The 14,958-nt window shown below is 60.4% G+C and carries 12 protein-coding genes; 6 read left to right on the top strand and 6 right to left on the bottom strand.

What is annotated here, in order from left to right:
- Positions 1-145: 145 nt before the first annotated feature.
- Both BZ163_RS26175 and potE read right to left on the bottom strand, forming a co-directional pair.
- Entirely contained in the window at positions 146-2,431 is a 2,286-nt protein-coding gene (locus BZ163_RS26175) for an Orn/Lys/Arg decarboxylase N-terminal domain-containing protein (RefSeq protein ID WP_128873296.1), read from the bottom strand.
- Positions 2,428-3,837, bottom strand: coding sequence for a putrescine-ornithine antiporter (gene potE, locus BZ163_RS26170; protein ID WP_128873295.1), 1,410 nt, complete (start codon positions 3,835-3,837; stop codon positions 2,428-2,430). Before potE ends, BZ163_RS26175 begins: the two co-directional genes overlap by 4 nt.
- Before the next feature lie 178 nt (positions 3,838-4,015).
- Here potE and BZ163_RS26165 point away from each other — a divergent pair, with 178 nt between their 5' ends.
- Positions 4,016-4,351 (top strand): hypothetical protein, encoded by a 336-nt coding sequence (locus tag BZ163_RS26165; protein ID WP_128873294.1) that lies wholly within the window; start codon positions 4,016-4,018, stop codon positions 4,349-4,351.
- Positions 4,352-4,459: 108 nt separating this feature from the next.
- Here BZ163_RS26165 and BZ163_RS26160 read toward each other — a convergent pair whose 3' ends face one another.
- Positions 4,460-4,978, bottom strand: a complete 519-nt coding sequence (locus BZ163_RS26160; RefSeq protein WP_128873293.1) for a carboxymuconolactone decarboxylase family protein — start codon at positions 4,976-4,978, stop codon at positions 4,460-4,462.
- 133 nt (positions 4,979-5,111) lie between these two features.
- Here BZ163_RS26160 and BZ163_RS26155 point away from each other — a divergent pair, with 133 nt between their 5' ends.
- Positions 5,112-5,939 (top strand): AraC family transcriptional regulator, encoded by an 828-nt coding sequence (locus tag BZ163_RS26155; RefSeq protein ID WP_128873292.1) that lies wholly within the window; start codon positions 5,112-5,114, stop codon positions 5,937-5,939.
- A 150-nt stretch (positions 5,940-6,089) separates the two neighbouring features.
- A complete protein-coding gene (locus tag BZ163_RS26150; protein WP_128873291.1) occupies positions 6,090-6,743 on the top strand; it encodes a peroxiredoxin in 654 nt (217 codons plus the stop codon).
- A gap of 24 nt (positions 6,744-6,767) precedes the next feature.
- On the opposite strand, the gene BZ163_RS26145 is transcribed toward BZ163_RS26150, so the two are convergent.
- Together BZ163_RS26145 and BZ163_RS26140 are read right to left on the bottom strand one after the other, a co-directional pair.
- The gene (locus BZ163_RS26145; RefSeq protein ID WP_128873290.1) at positions 6,768-9,155 is read right to left on the bottom strand and encodes a DUF3772 domain-containing protein; all 2,388 of its coding nucleotides are present in this window, start codon (positions 9,153-9,155) and stop codon (positions 6,768-6,770) included.
- Between the two features lie 137 nt (positions 9,156-9,292).
- Positions 9,293-10,477 carry an acetyl-CoA C-acyltransferase family protein gene (locus BZ163_RS26140; RefSeq protein ID WP_128873289.1) on the bottom strand — a complete coding sequence of 395 codons (1,185 nt, stop codon included), beginning with the start codon at positions 10,475-10,477 and terminating at the stop codon, positions 9,293-9,295.
- A 614-nt stretch (positions 10,478-11,091) separates the two neighbouring features.
- On the opposite strand from BZ163_RS26140, the gene BZ163_RS26135 reads away from it, so the two are divergent.
- Both BZ163_RS26135 and BZ163_RS26130 read left to right on the top strand, forming a co-directional pair.
- Positions 11,092-12,231, top strand: a complete 1,140-nt coding sequence (locus tag BZ163_RS26135; RefSeq protein ID WP_168187406.1) for an alkaline phosphatase family protein — start codon at positions 11,092-11,094, stop codon at positions 12,229-12,231.
- Between the two features lie 126 nt (positions 12,232-12,357).
- A complete protein-coding gene (locus BZ163_RS26130) occupies positions 12,358-12,579 on the top strand; it encodes a hypothetical protein (RefSeq protein ID WP_128873287.1) in 222 nt (73 codons plus the stop codon).
- A 21-nt stretch (positions 12,580-12,600) separates the two neighbouring features.
- On the opposite strand, the gene BZ163_RS26125 is transcribed toward BZ163_RS26130, so the two are convergent.
- Positions 12,601-13,485 carry a LysR substrate-binding domain-containing protein gene (locus BZ163_RS26125; RefSeq protein WP_128873286.1) on the bottom strand — a complete coding sequence of 295 codons (885 nt, stop codon included), beginning with the start codon at positions 13,483-13,485 and terminating at the stop codon, positions 12,601-12,603.
- Between the two features lie 166 nt (positions 13,486-13,651).
- Here BZ163_RS26125 and BZ163_RS26120 point away from each other — a divergent pair, with 166 nt between their 5' ends.
- Complete coding sequence (locus BZ163_RS26120; protein WP_128873285.1) at positions 13,652-14,953, top strand: FAD-binding oxidoreductase; 1,302 nt, start codon at positions 13,652-13,654, stop codon at positions 14,951-14,953.
- Positions 14,954-14,958: the final 5 nt, after the last annotated feature.

Raw genomic sequence — 14,958 nt, 5'->3', positions numbered from 1 at the left:
CCAGCGAAAGCGTCCGTTCAGGCGATAAATACGTCGGCTGACCCACCGCTTTCGCTGGCAAGCCAGCTCCTACATTTTTGATCGCCGTCGAGCACGCATTTTGTGTTTGCCACAGATCCCCTGTACGCCGGGGATCCTGCTTACTTCACTTCAACACCAACAACCGATAAACCCCGCCCTCACTTTCGATCCCATGGGTGTCATGGGTAAATCCGGGGAAGGATTTGTCGAAGCTTTCCAGCGCCCTGAGGTAGGCCAGCAATGGCCCGTCCGCCGGCCCTGCGTTCTCACCTGGCATCAACAATGGAATGCCAGGTGGATAGGGCACGATCCCGGTCGCGACGATCCGCCCGGCGGCTTCTTCCAGGGTGACCAGTTCGACTTCGTTCTTGACCAGTTTTTCGTAGGCCTCCACCGGACTGAATTCGGCCTGCGGCAGCATGCCGAACGCCTGGGCCATGGTCGCCGTGGTCTTGTGTCGCTTCATGGCGGCAAAGATGTCCGCGGCGAGGTCCTTGAGGCCCATGCCGGCGTAGCGTTGCTGGTTGGCGGTCAACAGGTCCGGCAGGCACAGCTCGAGCTCGAGGTTATTGTCGAAGTCGCGCTTGAAGTCGAGCAGGGCGTTGACCAGGGTGCCCCATTTGCCTTTGGTGATGCCGATGGAAAACAGGAACAGGATGGTGAAATCGGTGGTTTTCTCGACGACGATACCCTGGCGTCCGAGGTAGGCGGTAAGAATGCAGGCGGGGATGCCGAAGTCCAGCAGGTTGCCGTCGTCGCCCATGCCCGGGCTCAGCACCGAGACCTTGATCGGGTCGAGCATGCAGTAGCCGTCCTCGATATCGCCGAAACCGTGCCACACCTCGTTCGGGTGCAGTACCCAGCAGTCCGGCTCGGTTTTCAGCAGCACCGGATCGACTTCATGGAAAGGTACCGCTGCGCCACCCACCTGCACCGACGGCGGCTGCCAGCAGGTGAAAAACCACTCGTCCTTGCCCTGCATCTCTTTGTTCATGCGCGAGATGACCTGGCGGAAAGCGATGGCTTCTTCGATGGATTCGGTGGTCAGGATCTGCCCGCTGGGCGCTTCCATCATCGCCGAGCTGACGTCGCAGGAGGCCATGATCGCGTAGTTGGGCGAGGTCGAGGCGTGCATCATGAACGACTCGTTGAAGCGCCCGTGCGGAATCGGGTTGCGGCCGTTGCGCACGTGAATCATCGAGGCCTGGGACAGCGCGGCCAGCAACTTGTGCGTCGATTGTGTGGCGAATACGGTCGGGCGCGACTCATCGTGATCGTCCGGGCTGCCGTGCATGGCGAAGCGGTCGCGATACAGCGGGTTGAACCGCGCATAACCGTACCAGGCTTCATCGAAATGCAGCCGGTCGACACTCTGGCCCAGCAGCTCCTCGACTCGGGTAACGTTGTAGGTCAGGCCGTCGTAGGTCGAATTGGTAATGATGGCGTGGATCGGCGTCGGATCAATACCGCCCTTGACCAGCGGGTTATTGGCAATGGCAGCTTTGACGCTTTCTGCGCTCAGGGTCTGCGGCAGGATCGGGCCGATGATGCCGTAGCGATTGCGGGTCGGCACCAGGTAGGTCGGAATGGCCCCGGACAAGGTCATCGCGTGCTCGGCGGACTTGTGGCAATTGCGGTCGCACAGCGCGATCTGGTTGCGCGTGACGCTGGCCATGAGAATGACGCGGTTGGACGTCGATGAGCCGTTGGTCACGTAATAGGTGCGGTGCGCGCCGAACACCTTGGCGGCATAACGCTCGCCCTGGCCGATGGGGCCGCTGTGATCGAGCAGCGAACCGAGTTCGCCGACCGAAATCGACAGGTCGGAACGCAACAGGTTTTCGCCGAAGAACTCGTAGAAGGCGCGGCCTGCCGTGCTCTTGAGAAACGCCGTGCCGCCGGCATGCCCGGGGGTGTGCCACGAGTATTCATAGGTGCGGGAAAACTTCAGCAGCGCGCCGAACATCGGTGGCAGCACCGCCTGCCGGTAACGTTCGATGGCGGCCAGGATGCGCCCGCTGAGGAAACGGCTGGTGTCCTCGGGCAGCCAGATGAAGTCGTCGGCGTGCTGCATGACCACCAGCGGAATGTTCGACGCCGTGCTGCGGTCGCTGATCAGGAACACCGGGACCCGGGTGTTGCGTTCGCGCAGGCTGGTCAGCAGTTTGATGCATTCCTCATGGCCTTCGCTGTCGTCCATTTCCCAGCTGAGCAGCACGCATTGAATGGCCGAGTCCGAATGCAGGATCGAGGTGGCGTCGCTCAGGCTTTCCGAGACCAGCACACTGATCGTGCGTTCCTCCACATCGCTGATCAACTGATTCAGGGCGCGACCGAATACGGTTCTCTTGTCCGGCGGACTGCTCACCAGCAGCGTGAGCATTCCGAGCAAATTTCTATGTTCCGTCATGATTGAGTCTCCAGAGTGGCCGTTTTCAGATTGTTCACCGGCACCGGCTTGCCACTGATGTGCTGAGCACTGACAGTCTGCGTCGGTACGCTGTTATTGAGTGCTTCCAGGCGAATCAGGCGGTTGTTGACGAAGCCGAACAGCGTGTAGCCGAAGATGGTCGCCACGCCGCCAAGCATCAGCGCCTGCTCGCCCGAGCTGTAGAGCGCCAGGTAGCTGTAGGCGGCCGCGATCAAGGCGATGATGTTGGTGGCCAGTGCTTTGCTCGGCGGCACGTTGGAAACCTTTTGCATGGTGATCAAGGCCGCCATGGACAGGATGTACGGCACCAGATTGGTGACCACTGCGAGGTTGACCAGAATGTCGAACTGCTTGCTCAGGTCCGGGCTGATGGTCAGAAAACCCAGCGCCGTCTGGCCCGCCAACAGAATCAACATGCCGACAATCGGCGTACCAGCCTTGTTGGCCTTGGCGAAGATCGGCAGGAAGTAACCGGTGTCCGCCGAGCTTTTGAACACCTGGGCGATGGTGAACTGCCAGCCCAGCAACGAACCGACGCAGGCCAGCACCATCGCCGCCATCACGATGTCGCCCACCAATGGGGTGAACATCTTGGCAAACACCAGGCCGAACGGCGCAGTGGAGGAGGCCAGTTCCGGGTTGTCGACGATACCGGCGATGACGTTGGTGGAAACGATGTAGATCACGGCCGCGCCGAGGGTGCCACCGAGTACGGCGATCGGCACGTTCTTCTCCGGATTTTCCACCGCGTCGGTGTTGGCGCACGCCGACTCCAGGCCCAGGAATGCCCACAACGTGATCGCCACCGAGGCGCCCGCGGCTTCCAGCCAGCCCATGTTGTGCGGGTTCCAGCCGGCGGCGTAGACACTGCTGTCGAACCAGAACCAGCCGATGGTGGAGACCAGCACCACCGGCGCAATCACCCCCCAGACCGTGATCGCGCCGATACGGCCGGTAATTCGCGCGCCGCCGAAGTTGGCAAAGGTGGTGATCCATAACAGCGCGATGGTCGCCAGGCCCACTTGCAGCGAACCCAGCTGCACGTCGAACAGCACCTGGATATAGCCGACCGCGGTAATACTGATCGCCACGTTGGCGATCAATAACGAGAGGCCGTAGGTGTAGTTGGTCAAGTAGTTACCGGCCTTGCCGAACGTGTATTCGGCATAGCCGCCCATGCCCCCGGTCTTGCGGCTGAGCATGCCGCAGCGGGCAAAGGCGTAGGCCAGCGCCAGGGAACCGGTGGCCGTGATCAGCCAGGACAGAATGGAAATACCGCCGACTTCGGCGAGTTTGGTCGGCAACAACACAATGCCTGAGCCCAACATGTTGACGGCCGTCAGCATCGTCAGCTGTCCCACGGTCATTTTCTTTGCGACTGACATTCCGTTGCCTCTGTGGATTGCGGTTGGAAGCGTTAGCTATAGCCAAGGTTTGAGATCTCGCAAGAAACGTCCGCAGGACATCGAGAAAACAAGCTATCGCGCACTCAAGGCATTTTGCTGGCCCCGACGTCTCGATATTTTGACCAAAATCAATTTATTTTCAGGTAGTTAGGATCGAATGCAAATGCGGAATGTGTTGATCGCACTCATGTCGTGCGGGCTGGCGAGTGCTGCTGCCTCCGTCCAGGCCAGGGAGCTGGTAGAGAATGATCGGTTTATGTGCAGTTGGGGCGCGGGAACGGCGGCCAAAGCCCAGGAACTCAAACTGTCGGGCGTGTCGCTGTATGCCGCACGGCAGAAGTTACAGACCTACAGGTTCAGCAAGCCATGGATGCGCATGATGGCCATGGGCATTACCGAGCAGACCTACGACAGTCAATCGCGGCTCAAGCCGGCGGCGATCAGGCAGGGTTTTTACGATGACTGCGTCCGTTACAAGGTGGCGCGTAAATAGCTGACACACGGTGCCTTCAATATCGCCTTCGTCGGCAAGCCGTGCTCCTACAGGTCTGCGTCAGCCTGTAAGAGCGAGCGGAGCGGCGATCCGGGAAGACGCCTGGGATCAGGCGTCAATGGCCGGGAAATCCACCTCGGTCAGGGCGACGTTGTTGAGATAATTGGTCAGGGTTTGCGACGCCACGTGAGCGATCACTTCAACTATTTTGGCATCGTCGATACCGGCTGCGCGTGCGGCCTGGATCTGCTCGCTGCTCAGGTGACCACGACGTTCGGTGACTTGTCGGGCAAGCGCAGCAAAGGCATTGAGCTGGCCATGGCGAGCGCTGAGGATGTCTTCCCCGGAAAGCCCGGCCTTGCCGGCAAACAGCGTGTGAGCCGCCAGGCAATAGTCGCAGCCGTTGACCTGTGACGTGGCGAGAAAAATCGCTTCTTTTTGGGTAGCGCTCAAGGACGTCTTGCCCAAGGCGACGGAGTGTTGCAGGTAGGCAGCCAGGACGGCCGGGGCATGGGCCAGTGTCGGGAAGACATTCGGCAGGAAGCCGATCTTTTTCTGCACGCCTTCGAGCAACGCACGGGTGCTGTCGGTGACCTGTTCAAGGCTCAGTGGGGTAATGCGACTCATGGTGATACTCCGTAGATCGAAGCGCGGTGTGCGCTGGGTACGGGAGCCATGCTACTGATGGTGGTTGGACTTATGGGTGCAAATCGTCGAAGATATGCGACTCATCGTCCAGAAATGCCCCTGGAGTCGCGCCATGGATCGCTTATCCACCTTGCTCGCGCATTTCGGCGTCAGTGCCGGTACTTTCCACAGCGGGAGCTTCTGCGGCACCACGGGCTTCGATGGCAATCAGGCCTGTGGTCATTTGCATCTGCTTCAGGCGGGCGAACTGAGCCTCAGGCTGGCCGATGGACGCGACCTCCAGCTCGACAAGCCAACGCTTATTTTTTGCCCTCGGCCTTATCGCCATCGATTATTGGCAACGGACACCTCAGACACTCAGCTGGTGTGCGCCTCGCTGACCTTCGATGGCGGTGCCGGTAATGCGCTGGCTGCAGCCTTGCCCGATTACCTGGTGCTCGATCTCGATGCAGTGCCGAGCCTGGCTGGCACCCTGGAGTGGTTGTTCAACGAAGCCTTCGGCGGCATCTGTGGCCGCGAAGCGATGATGGACCGACTGGTCGAAGTGCTGGTGATCCAGTTACTGCGGCATATTCTGACTGACCGCGAGCAAAGCCCGGGAATGATGGCCGGCCTCGCCGATCCGCGTCTGGCGCGACCTATGAGCCTCATGCACGACACGCCCGCGAGGGCCTGGACCGTGGCCGAATTGTCGGCGGCGGCCAACATGTCCAGAGCCGGCTTTGCCGAACACTTTCGCCGGGTGGTGGGGCAGACGCCGGTCGATTATCTGGTGAACTGGCGCATCAGCCTGGCCCAGAAACGCTTGCGCGAAGGCAAGTCGATTGCCGTGATCGCCGATGAAGTCGGCTACGAGAGTCCCTCGGCCCTGGCCCGGGCGTTTCGGCGCAAGACAGGCGTCAGTCCGCGGGAATGGGTGCTGGGTGGGAAACAACGCTAGTCGCGCAGCTGTTGACGTCGAAAGTCTCTCGCCTGCGGGTTTGCTTGTGCCTGTTTTCAGCGCTTCGCCAGGGCAAGAAGCGAAGTGTCGAAGGTCTCCTATACTGGAACGCCTGAGAGTTTCCCTACCCCCACCACGAGGAGAACGAACATGGCAATCCGCATTGGCGATGAGGCACCGGACTTTACCGTCGAGAGCACCGAAGGCACGCTCAACTTCCACGAATGGATTGGCGACAAGTGGGCCATCCTGTTCTCGCATCCGAAGGACTTCACCCCGGTCTGCACCACGGAACTGGGCTACATGGCCGGGCTCAAGCCCGAATTCGACAAGCGCAACACCAAAATCGTCGGGCTCAGCGTCGACCCGGTCAGTAACCATCAGAGCTGGGCCAAGGACATCGAAGAAACCCAGGGCCATGCGGTCAATTACCCGATGATCGGCGACGAGAACCTGGTGGTGGCCAAGCTCTACGACATGATTCACCCCAACGCCAGTGGCGGCGCACGGACCGCCGTGGACAACGCCACGGTGCGTTCGGTGTTCATCATCGGCCCGGACAAGAAGGTCAAGGCGATGCTGATCTACCCGATGAGCGCCGGGCGCAACTTCGATGAAGTGCTGCGACTGCTCGACTCCCTGCAGCTGAACGCCAAGCACACCGTCGCCACCCCAGTGAACTGGCGGCCGGGGGAGGACGTGATCATTCCTACGTCGGTGTCCGACGAGGATGCGCGCAAGAAGTATCCGGAAGGCTTCAAGACCGTGAAACCTTACTTGCGCACGGTGGCGCAACCCAAGTAACCGGCGCTGATGCCGGGCACCCGCTCATGCCGCGGGTGCCGGCTTGGCCAATTCAATCCCGGCGGCACCCAGGCGCTTGAGGATCTCGAACAGCAGGTCGCTTTTGGTGGTGCTGACAATTCTCGGGCTGCCGACATAACCGGTGATGGTCAGCGTGATGCCTTCGGGGGTCAGTTTGCTGAATCGGACCACCGGCGCCGGTTTATCAAGAATGGTCTCGTGCTCGCAATACGTGTCGTACAGCAGGTTTTTCACCTGCTCGGGGTCGATGTCCAGGGGGAAGGTCAGTTCGAGTGTCGCCACCCCTTGGGCACTGCCGCCCAGGGTCACGTTGCGCAGGTTCTGCGAGATCAGCTGCGAATTCGGGACGATGACGATCGAGCGGTCACTGAGCTGGATTTCGGTGGCCCTCACGTTGATTCGACGGATGTCACCTTCGACCCCGCTGATACTGATCAGGTCGCCCACCTTCACCGGCCGCTCGGTCAGCAGGATCAGGCCGGAGACGAAGTTCTTGACGATCTCCTGCAAGCCAAAGCCGATCCCCACCGACAAGGCGCTGACGATCCAGGCCAGATTGGTCCACTGCACGCCCAGGGATGACAGCGTCAGCAGAATGACCAGGGCGTAGCCGATGTTGGCGAACAGCGTGCTGAGCGAGGCCCGCATGCCCGGGTCCATGTCGGTTTTTGGCAGAAATTCGTTATCCAGCCAGCGGCGCAACGATCGAATCAGGTAAACGCCAATCAACAGGGCCAGCACCGCATTGAACAGGTGGCCCGGGATAATGTTGAGTTTGCGCAGCCCGCCGCCGCCGAGCATGGAAAAGACATTGGTGATCAGTTGTGCAAGCGTCGATCCGATACCCCCGACAACCAGCGTGACAGCCGCTAACAGCAATAGCCCGGCCCGGGCGGCCCCCGATAGAATGACCTCGATCTGGTCCAGTCGGCGATCATCGATGCCCAGCAATTGTTTTAGCGCCTTGCCGCTTGGACTCCTGGGCGAAAACAGGTACTCGCAGGCATCCTTCGCCAGCTGTATCAGCAGATAAAAGCCGGAAATGATCAGGAAACCCCAGACCATTTCGTAAGTGATGAACCTTGCCAGAGAGATGTAGCCACTGAGCAGCGCCAACAGCGCAATCAATAACGCCAGACCGGTGATGGCATAGAGCACGCCGGCGAAGGTCGTGCCTGCTTCGGAGGCCTCGCCGCTCGCCACGACTTGTCTTCGGACTTTGCCGGTACGCAACAGTAAAATAATGATAATGATCGTGACCGTCAGCGCGATGATGCCTCGACCCGCGATCACGACGTCACTGCTCATGCCGGCTGCATTGCTCACCTGGACTGTCGTCATCAGAACCAGCAGGGTTGTGGCCAACAGCCGAGGAAAGGGTTTGAGCGCCAGCGCCACCGGATCGGAAAGCGCGGGCAGCCGCCAGGAGGGGTGTCGCGTGGACAACAAGGCGCGGCTCAACGCGGTAATGAGCACGCAGGCATAAACGATCTTTTCGAATTCCTGGGAAAAGGTCATCAGCATCGGCGTCAGTGGACTTTCGCGCGTGCAGGCAAAAAACAGCAATTGCAGGGAAATGCCAACGGTCAATACCGTGGCCAGCACCGAGGCGAGTGCAAGTGAGCTTCGGCGCAGGCGCCCCTCGGGCATGCGGTGGATGCACAACCACGTCAGCCCTCGTTCGGCGAGCCTGCGGCCCAGGGTCCAGAGGACCAGGGCCAGCAACAGCAATGCCACGGTGAAGAGCCGCTGACCGGGTTGCCAGACGGTCTTGATCACGTCTCGCGCTTGATCGATGAACGAGCCCAAGCGCTGCCGATCATCCGGCGACGGGCTCAATAGCGGCGACCAGAAACCCGGATTGAGGATGCTGCGGGTGCTCAGGGTCAGTTCGCTTTCCAACAGGTTGCGCCGAATGCCGGCAATCTGGGTGATGAGGTCAGCGGCACTCTCCTTGAGTGCTACCAGGGTTTTCAAGGTGGCGTCGACTTTGTTTTTTTGCTCGGTGAGTAATGCCCTTTGCGCAGCGATATCGGACTGCTCCGTTGCCACATCGTCGAGCGGAACGGGGCCCAACACGCCGAGTTGTGCGCGCAATTGAGTCTGCAAGGGAAGCAATGAGGCCGACTGGCGATCGACATCGAGGATGAACGCCTGAACCAGATCCTGCGGCCCTTCGAGCTGGTTGTAGTTGTCTACCAGCGAAATTTGCTGTTTGAGAATGTCCAGTCGAAGTTGCAACGCCTGGAGGTCGCTCTGGGACACCGCAAGGGCTGCGATCCCCGGCCTGGGCGCTGAAACGTCCGGCAGGTCGGCTGCCGACAGCGTTCCGGGGCTCGACCCGAAAAGCGTGAAAGCGACAAAGATCATGGCTTTCAATGCAGGGCGCATAGGCGTGATCGACTCTGTTATTAGTCATTCAGCCTATGAGGTTAGGTCATCGCGCCCATGTTCGAAGGATAGTTTGTCGGGTGCATCAACCCTGCCCCCGTCGGACGGGGGCAGGGGAGTCGATCAACGTCGGCCTGTCAGACGCGCTCGAACAACACGGCAATGCCCTGGCCGCCGCCAATGCACATGGTTGCCAGGGCGTACCGGCCCTGAACTCGGTGCAGTTCGTGAATGGCCTTGGTGGCGATAATCGCGCCAGTGGCGCCCACCGGATGACCCAGGGAGATCCCCGAACCGTTGGGGTTGACCTTCTCCGGGTCGAAGCCCAGTTCTTGCGCCACGGCACACGCCTGGGCGGCGAAGGCTTCGTTGGATTCGATGACATCCAGGTCGGCAACGGTCAGGCCGGCGCGTTTGAGCACCAGCCGGGTGGCGGGAATCGGGCCCAGTCCCATCAGTTCCGGCTCGACACCGGCATGGGCATACCCGACCAGTCGGGCCATCGGCTTGAGGCCTTGTGCACGGACCATTTCACCGGTGGCCATGATCAGCGCACCGGCGCCGTCATTGAGGCCGGAGGCGTTGCCGGCGGTAACGCTACCGTCTTTTTTGAAGGCCGGTTTCATCTTGGCCAATTGCTCGGCGTTGACCTCGGCGCGTACGTGTTCGTCGGTGGCAAAGGTCACCGTACCTTTACGGCTCGCCACTTCGATCGGCACGATCTGCGGGGCAAACCGCCCTTCGGCAATGGCCCGGGCCGCACGCTGCTGACTCAGCAGTGCCAGTTCATCCTGGGCCTGACGGCTGATGCCATAACGCTCGGCGATGTTTTCCGCGGTGATGCCCATGTGGAAACCGGCAAAGGGGTCTTGCAGCACGCCGAGCATGTAGTCGATGGCCTGCATGTCACCCATGCGTGCGCCCCAGCGTGCCTGCGGCAGCAGATAGGCGCCGCGGCTCATGGACTCGACGCCACCGGCCAGTGCCGCCCCGGCGTCCCCCAGCATCAGGCTTTGTGCAGCACTGACAATCGCCTGTAAACCGGAGCCGCAGAGACGGTTGACGTTGAAGGCCGGCGTTTCCTTGGGCAGGCCGGCATTCATCGCCACGGCCCGGGAGATGTAGGCATCACGGGCTTCGGTCGGGATCACATGCCCCATTACGGCGTGACCGATATGCTCCGGCGCCAGGCCCGAACGCTCAATGGCGGCACGGCAAACGTCGGTGGCCAGCTGGATGGGTGACACATCCTTGAGTGAGCCGCCAAAGCTGCCGATGGCCGAGCGCACGGCGCTGATAACAAAAATATCGGATGGGTTCATGGTGTTTCTCCTGGATCAGCACCGGATTTTATTTGGTTTGGATGCCTTTATAGGAGGGCGAGTCTAGATTCGGCAAAGTGTTGCGCCTATGTCGAAACTGCTCAAAGGCGCTGGTGTTTTTTGCCATTTTACGTGAGATTCTCGCGGTCCCCTGCAGGCGCTGGCTTGCCAGCGAAAGCGATGTGTCAGCCAACCTCTCTATTGAATGTGCCGCCGTCTTCGCCAGCAAGCCGGCTCCTACACGGGAACGGTGCCGTTCACCGATTTCATGTTCACTGAAGATCCCCTGTAGGAGCTGGCTTGCCAGCGAAGGCGGTCTGTCAGTCACCACCTTTACCGAATCTGCCGCCGTCTTTGTCAGTGATCACTAATGCACCACACACCCTGGGCTTGGTAATCCAGCACATACAGCTGAATGACAATTTTCTAATGAATTGCGGCACCGGGTACGGCGGGCGACCGGCGGCTCCCGGGGTGGGACCGGCGCCACCACGATAGGAAACGAGGGTGCTGGCTACGCTGACAACTCGCTGACAAGTTTGTAATCTCCATGGCTTCAACCCTCTACGATGGAATCGGATAGAGGCCATCCACACCGCTCAAGGAGGTGCGTCATGTCCCAGCCGATCAGGTCTGGCCTGGCCAGCTTGACGAACTCGGTTCTGCAATCGCTGGGCGCCGGCGATAACGCGGCAGGCATCGTCTTGCCACGCTGCAAGCAGGTGGTGTTGTGTCTGGTTGACGGGCTCGGCGCGCAACTTCTGGACCGTTATGCCCACAGGGCTCCGTACCTGAGCTCACGGATAAACAGAGGGGAGGGGCAGGTGCTGCGTTCGGGCTTTCCGTCGACGACGGCTGCCAGCCTGGCGTCGCTGGCGACTGCAGAAGACAGCGGCAGTCATGGCATAGTCGGTGCGGCTTTCAATGTCGAGGGGTGGCAGTTCAATCCCCTGTCCTGGCAGCTCTTCGACCCGCGCACCGGTCGACTCGACGCAGCCGCCTGTGCCGAAGAGATCGTGGCCAGCCAGTCGGCCTGGGTGAAAGCGGCCGCCGATGGCTTGTTGATCAATGCGTTTCTGCCGGCCGCCATTGCCGGTTCGGCCTATACCCGGGCCGTGTTCAACGGGGCCAACGTCATTGCGTTCACTGATCCTGACGATCTGATTGCAAACGTTCGGTCGGTGTCAGCGTGCAATGATCGACAACTGTCGTACGTCTATTTCGGTGAACTCGACCTGTGCGGGCATTTGCACGGACCAGGGTCCGAGAAGTGGCAAGACACGCTCGAAGACATCGATCGACGAATCCGCAGTCTGCGAGATCAAATTGAGCAGGATGCGCTGCTGATAGTGACCGCTGACCATGGTATGACCACGATCGAAGAGGCCAGGACCTTTGATTTTGACTTGATGCCGGACTTGCAACGGGGAGTCGCCAGTATCTGTGGTGATATTCGGGCGCGGCATGTTTACCTTCAAGACCCCACCGATGCCGATGTAGTGAAGCGCTGGCGCGACATTCTCGCAGGTCACTCTGTGCTCACGCGAGAACAGGCGTTGGTGCTTGGCCTGTTCGGGAAGAACATGACAGATGCCGCGTGCAGGCGCATTGGCGATCTTCTGCTGATCGCCGGGGACAATGCCGGCCTGGTTCGCTCTGTCCGGGAACCCTTTCAGACCTCGTGGACAGGTCATCATGGAGCGCTGTCGGATGAAGAGCAGCTTGTACCTTTGATTGTCGCAACCGGGGGATGAAGCGCCGCACAAGCCTGCCCATGGTCCGGGATCAATGTCTGATGAGCTGAGCGCCGTACGTCGGAATCGGGGAACGGCTATTCATGAAATAACTTCCAACGACAGTCACAGCCCGGGAGTTTGACCATGAATGACGATCGCAAGCAGGAAGCCCTGGATGCCTGGTATCAGCTCCTGAAAGAGCCCGAAATCCGCATGGACCCTGAGGAGCAGTACGACGAGTTGCTCAAGGCCGCCGATGAAATGGAACGCAAAGGGCTGATCAACAGCGTTGAATGGCGCGGACTGGTTCGGCAGGCCGGCAGTGCTTTCGCCAATGCGATAGAAGGGTTGGGGCGCGGCACTTAGGAATCAGGCTTTGTGCGAAGGTCATTCGGCCTGCTGGGCGAACCATTGCATGATCAGCGAACACGCCGGGTGCGAGGCTGCTGAAGGCTGCAGGTTCAGCGCGTAGATGCCGCGGGTTTTCAAGGGAGGGCCGAACGGTATGACCAGCACGCCCCGTTCGATGGATTCGGCCGCCAGGGTCAAGTCGGTCATGGCCACCCCCAATCCTCGCGCTGCGGCATCGAGCGCCAGCTCGTCGAGGTTGAAGGGGATGTGCCGGTAATCCTCCAGCGACTTGCCATCGTTGGCTGCCAGCCACTGGCCCCAGTCATGCTTGTCCGCCGAACGATGCAGCAGCGCAAAACCCACCAGATCTTCGATTGACTGCAGGGGCCGGGTCGGGCTGGCCAGGCCCGGGGCGCACACCGGCACCAGGGCTTCCTCGAACAGGGTCAGGCAATCCGGATCAGCGGACGGCTCCGGCAGATAAAGGATGTAGGCATCGCTATCGATCGCCGGCTCCACCACTTCAGTCGCCACGGTTTCGATCGACAGTGAAACGTCCGGGTGACTGCGATAGAACTCGCTCAACTTCGGCAGCAGCCATCGCACCGCCAGCGACACATGCATGCGGATGCGGAAAGGACGTTTCTGCGGTGCCAGCCGGTCCTCCAGTGTTTTCAATTGCGCCAGGACAGTGCGCGCGGTTGCCAGCACCTGTTCGCCCTCCGGCGTCAGTCGGACATGGCGGCTATTCCTCACAAACATCGGCAAGCCGAAATGACCCTCCAGTTGCTGGATTTTCCTGCTCACTGCGCTTTGGGTCAGGCACAGCGTCTGCGCAGCCTGGGTGAAGCTGCCGGTGTCGGCGACTTCGACCAATGCCTGCAAGGCTTGCAGCGAAGCAACGTGGCGAATTTTATCCATGCGTTTTATGAATGGCTCAATGATTTTATAACGTTGGTTGTATTGCCGAAGGCCTAATAGATTCTAGCTCTAGCTACCGTCAACTCAAACCACTGATGCGATTGTTGCATGAGGTTGTGCTTTGAACAGAGACGGCTCGCGAAATGACAGTCGAATGAGGTGATGCATGGAAAATAGATGTGGCTGGATCGCGCAAGTTGGAGATTCTCCGGCACGCGCTCGCCTGAGCGGCACGCAAAAGGCTGACTGGCTGATTATTGGTGCAGGCATCACCGGCCTGTGTGCCGCTCATTCGCTGGCAGGCATGCACCCTCAGGCACGCATCGTGGTCGTCGACCGGCAACGGGCAGCGCAGGGAGCTTCGGCGCGCAATTCAGGCTTCGTGGTCGGCCATGAACACCCGACCGATGACGAGCTGATCGGCGGTCGGGGGTTTGCTGATTTTGCAGTGGATACCGAGATTTCCCGGGCTGCCAACGAAGAAGTACGCCAGCGCATTGTTCGGCATGGCATCGAGTGCGATTTGCGTGATTCGGGTTATTACTTCGCCGTCAGCGATCCGCGCAAACTGACCCAGGTCGAGGCCAAGCTGCAAACACTGCGGGCGGTCGGCGCCTCTGCGCAGTTTCTGCAAGGTGAAGCACTGGGCAAGAAGCTCGGAACCCAGCATTACCAGGCTGCCATCTGGTGTGGCAATGGCAACGCACTGCTGCAACCGGCGAAGTATGTGAAAGGACTGCTCGATACGCTGCCGGACACCGTCACCCTCTACGAAAACACCGACATCAGCGGGCTCGAGCGTCTGGGTAACGGAAGCCTTCGCGCCAACGCAGTCAACGCGAGCATCGAAGCCAGGCAGGTGCTTGTCTGCCTGAATGCGTTCATCCCGCGCGCCGGGATCGCGGACAGCGGCACCTTCGCGATGGAACTCAGTGCCAGCCTCACGCGGCCGCTCAGTGACGATGAGTTCAGCGCCATGGGCGCTGTCGAACCCTGGGGCGTGCTCTCTACCCGGCCACTGGGGGCCACGGTGCGCCTGACGCCGGACCGTCGGGTGATGATCCGCAACACGGCGGAATACCGTTCCCGGGATTTGTCCAATAGTGAACTCGAGCAGCGTCGAAAACACCATATGCTCGGCCTGCAGCGACGTTTTCCGTTTTTGAACGAGCAGGACATCCAATACACCTGGACCGGTCACCTGAGCGCCTCACGCTCCGGCCAGCCTTACTTTGCCAAGGTCGAAGAAGGCATTTTCGCCGTCGCTGGCTGCAACGGGTCGGGCGTCGCGCGCGGCACCCTGTGGGGACGCCTGCTCGCCGAACTGGCATCGGGCGCCAGCTCGCCGATCCTGACATCGGTCATGCACAGGGCTCAGCCGGGCTGGTTGCCGCCGCGGCCCTTGCTCGATATCGGTGCCATGCTGCGCATGCGCGTGGAGGCGGTCAGGGCCCGGTCAGAAGTCTAGAAACC

Source organism: Pseudomonas sp. VI4.1 (assembly GCF_002029345.1).
In the GTDB taxonomy this organism is placed as follows: Bacteria; Pseudomonadota; Gammaproteobacteria; order Pseudomonadales; family Pseudomonadaceae; genus Aquipseudomonas.
Note: the sequence above shows the minus strand (reverse complement) of the source record. Positions and strands in the feature narration are given on the sequence as shown.

What these genes read in the sequence shown, in the direction of transcription:
- BZ163_RS26175 (WP_128873296.1), bottom strand. Translation starts at nt 2,431, where the DNA reads ATGACGGAACATAGAAATTTGCTCGGAATGCTCACGCTGCTGGTGAGC.
- potE (WP_128873295.1), bottom strand. Translation starts at nt 3,837, where the DNA reads ATGTCAGTCGCAAAGAAAATGACCGTGGGACAGCTGACGATGCTGACG.
- BZ163_RS26165 (WP_128873294.1), top strand. Translation starts at nt 4,016, where the DNA reads ATGCAAATGCGGAATGTGTTGATCGCACTCATGTCGTGCGGGCTGGCG.
- BZ163_RS26160 (WP_128873293.1), bottom strand. Translation starts at nt 4,978, where the DNA reads ATGAGTCGCATTACCCCACTGAGCCTTGAACAGGTCACCGACAGCACC.
- BZ163_RS26155 (WP_128873292.1), top strand. Translation starts at nt 5,112, where the DNA reads ATGGATCGCTTATCCACCTTGCTCGCGCATTTCGGCGTCAGTGCCGGT.
- BZ163_RS26150 (WP_128873291.1), top strand. Translation starts at nt 6,090, where the DNA reads ATGGCAATCCGCATTGGCGATGAGGCACCGGACTTTACCGTCGAGAGC.
- BZ163_RS26145 (WP_128873290.1), bottom strand. Translation starts at nt 9,155, where the DNA reads ATGCGCCCTGCATTGAAAGCCATGATCTTTGTCGCTTTCACGCTTTTC.
- BZ163_RS26140 (WP_128873289.1), bottom strand. Translation starts at nt 10,477, where the DNA reads ATGAACCCATCCGATATTTTTGTTATCAGCGCCGTGCGCTCGGCCATC.
- BZ163_RS26135 (WP_168187406.1), top strand. Translation starts at nt 11,092, where the DNA reads ATGTCCCAGCCGATCAGGTCTGGCCTGGCCAGCTTGACGAACTCGGTT.
- BZ163_RS26130 (WP_128873287.1), top strand. Translation starts at nt 12,358, where the DNA reads ATGAATGACGATCGCAAGCAGGAAGCCCTGGATGCCTGGTATCAGCTC.
- BZ163_RS26125 (WP_128873286.1), bottom strand. Translation starts at nt 13,485, where the DNA reads ATGGATAAAATTCGCCACGTTGCTTCGCTGCAAGCCTTGCAGGCATTG.
- BZ163_RS26120 (WP_128873285.1), top strand. Translation starts at nt 13,652, where the DNA reads ATGGAAAATAGATGTGGCTGGATCGCGCAAGTTGGAGATTCTCCGGCA.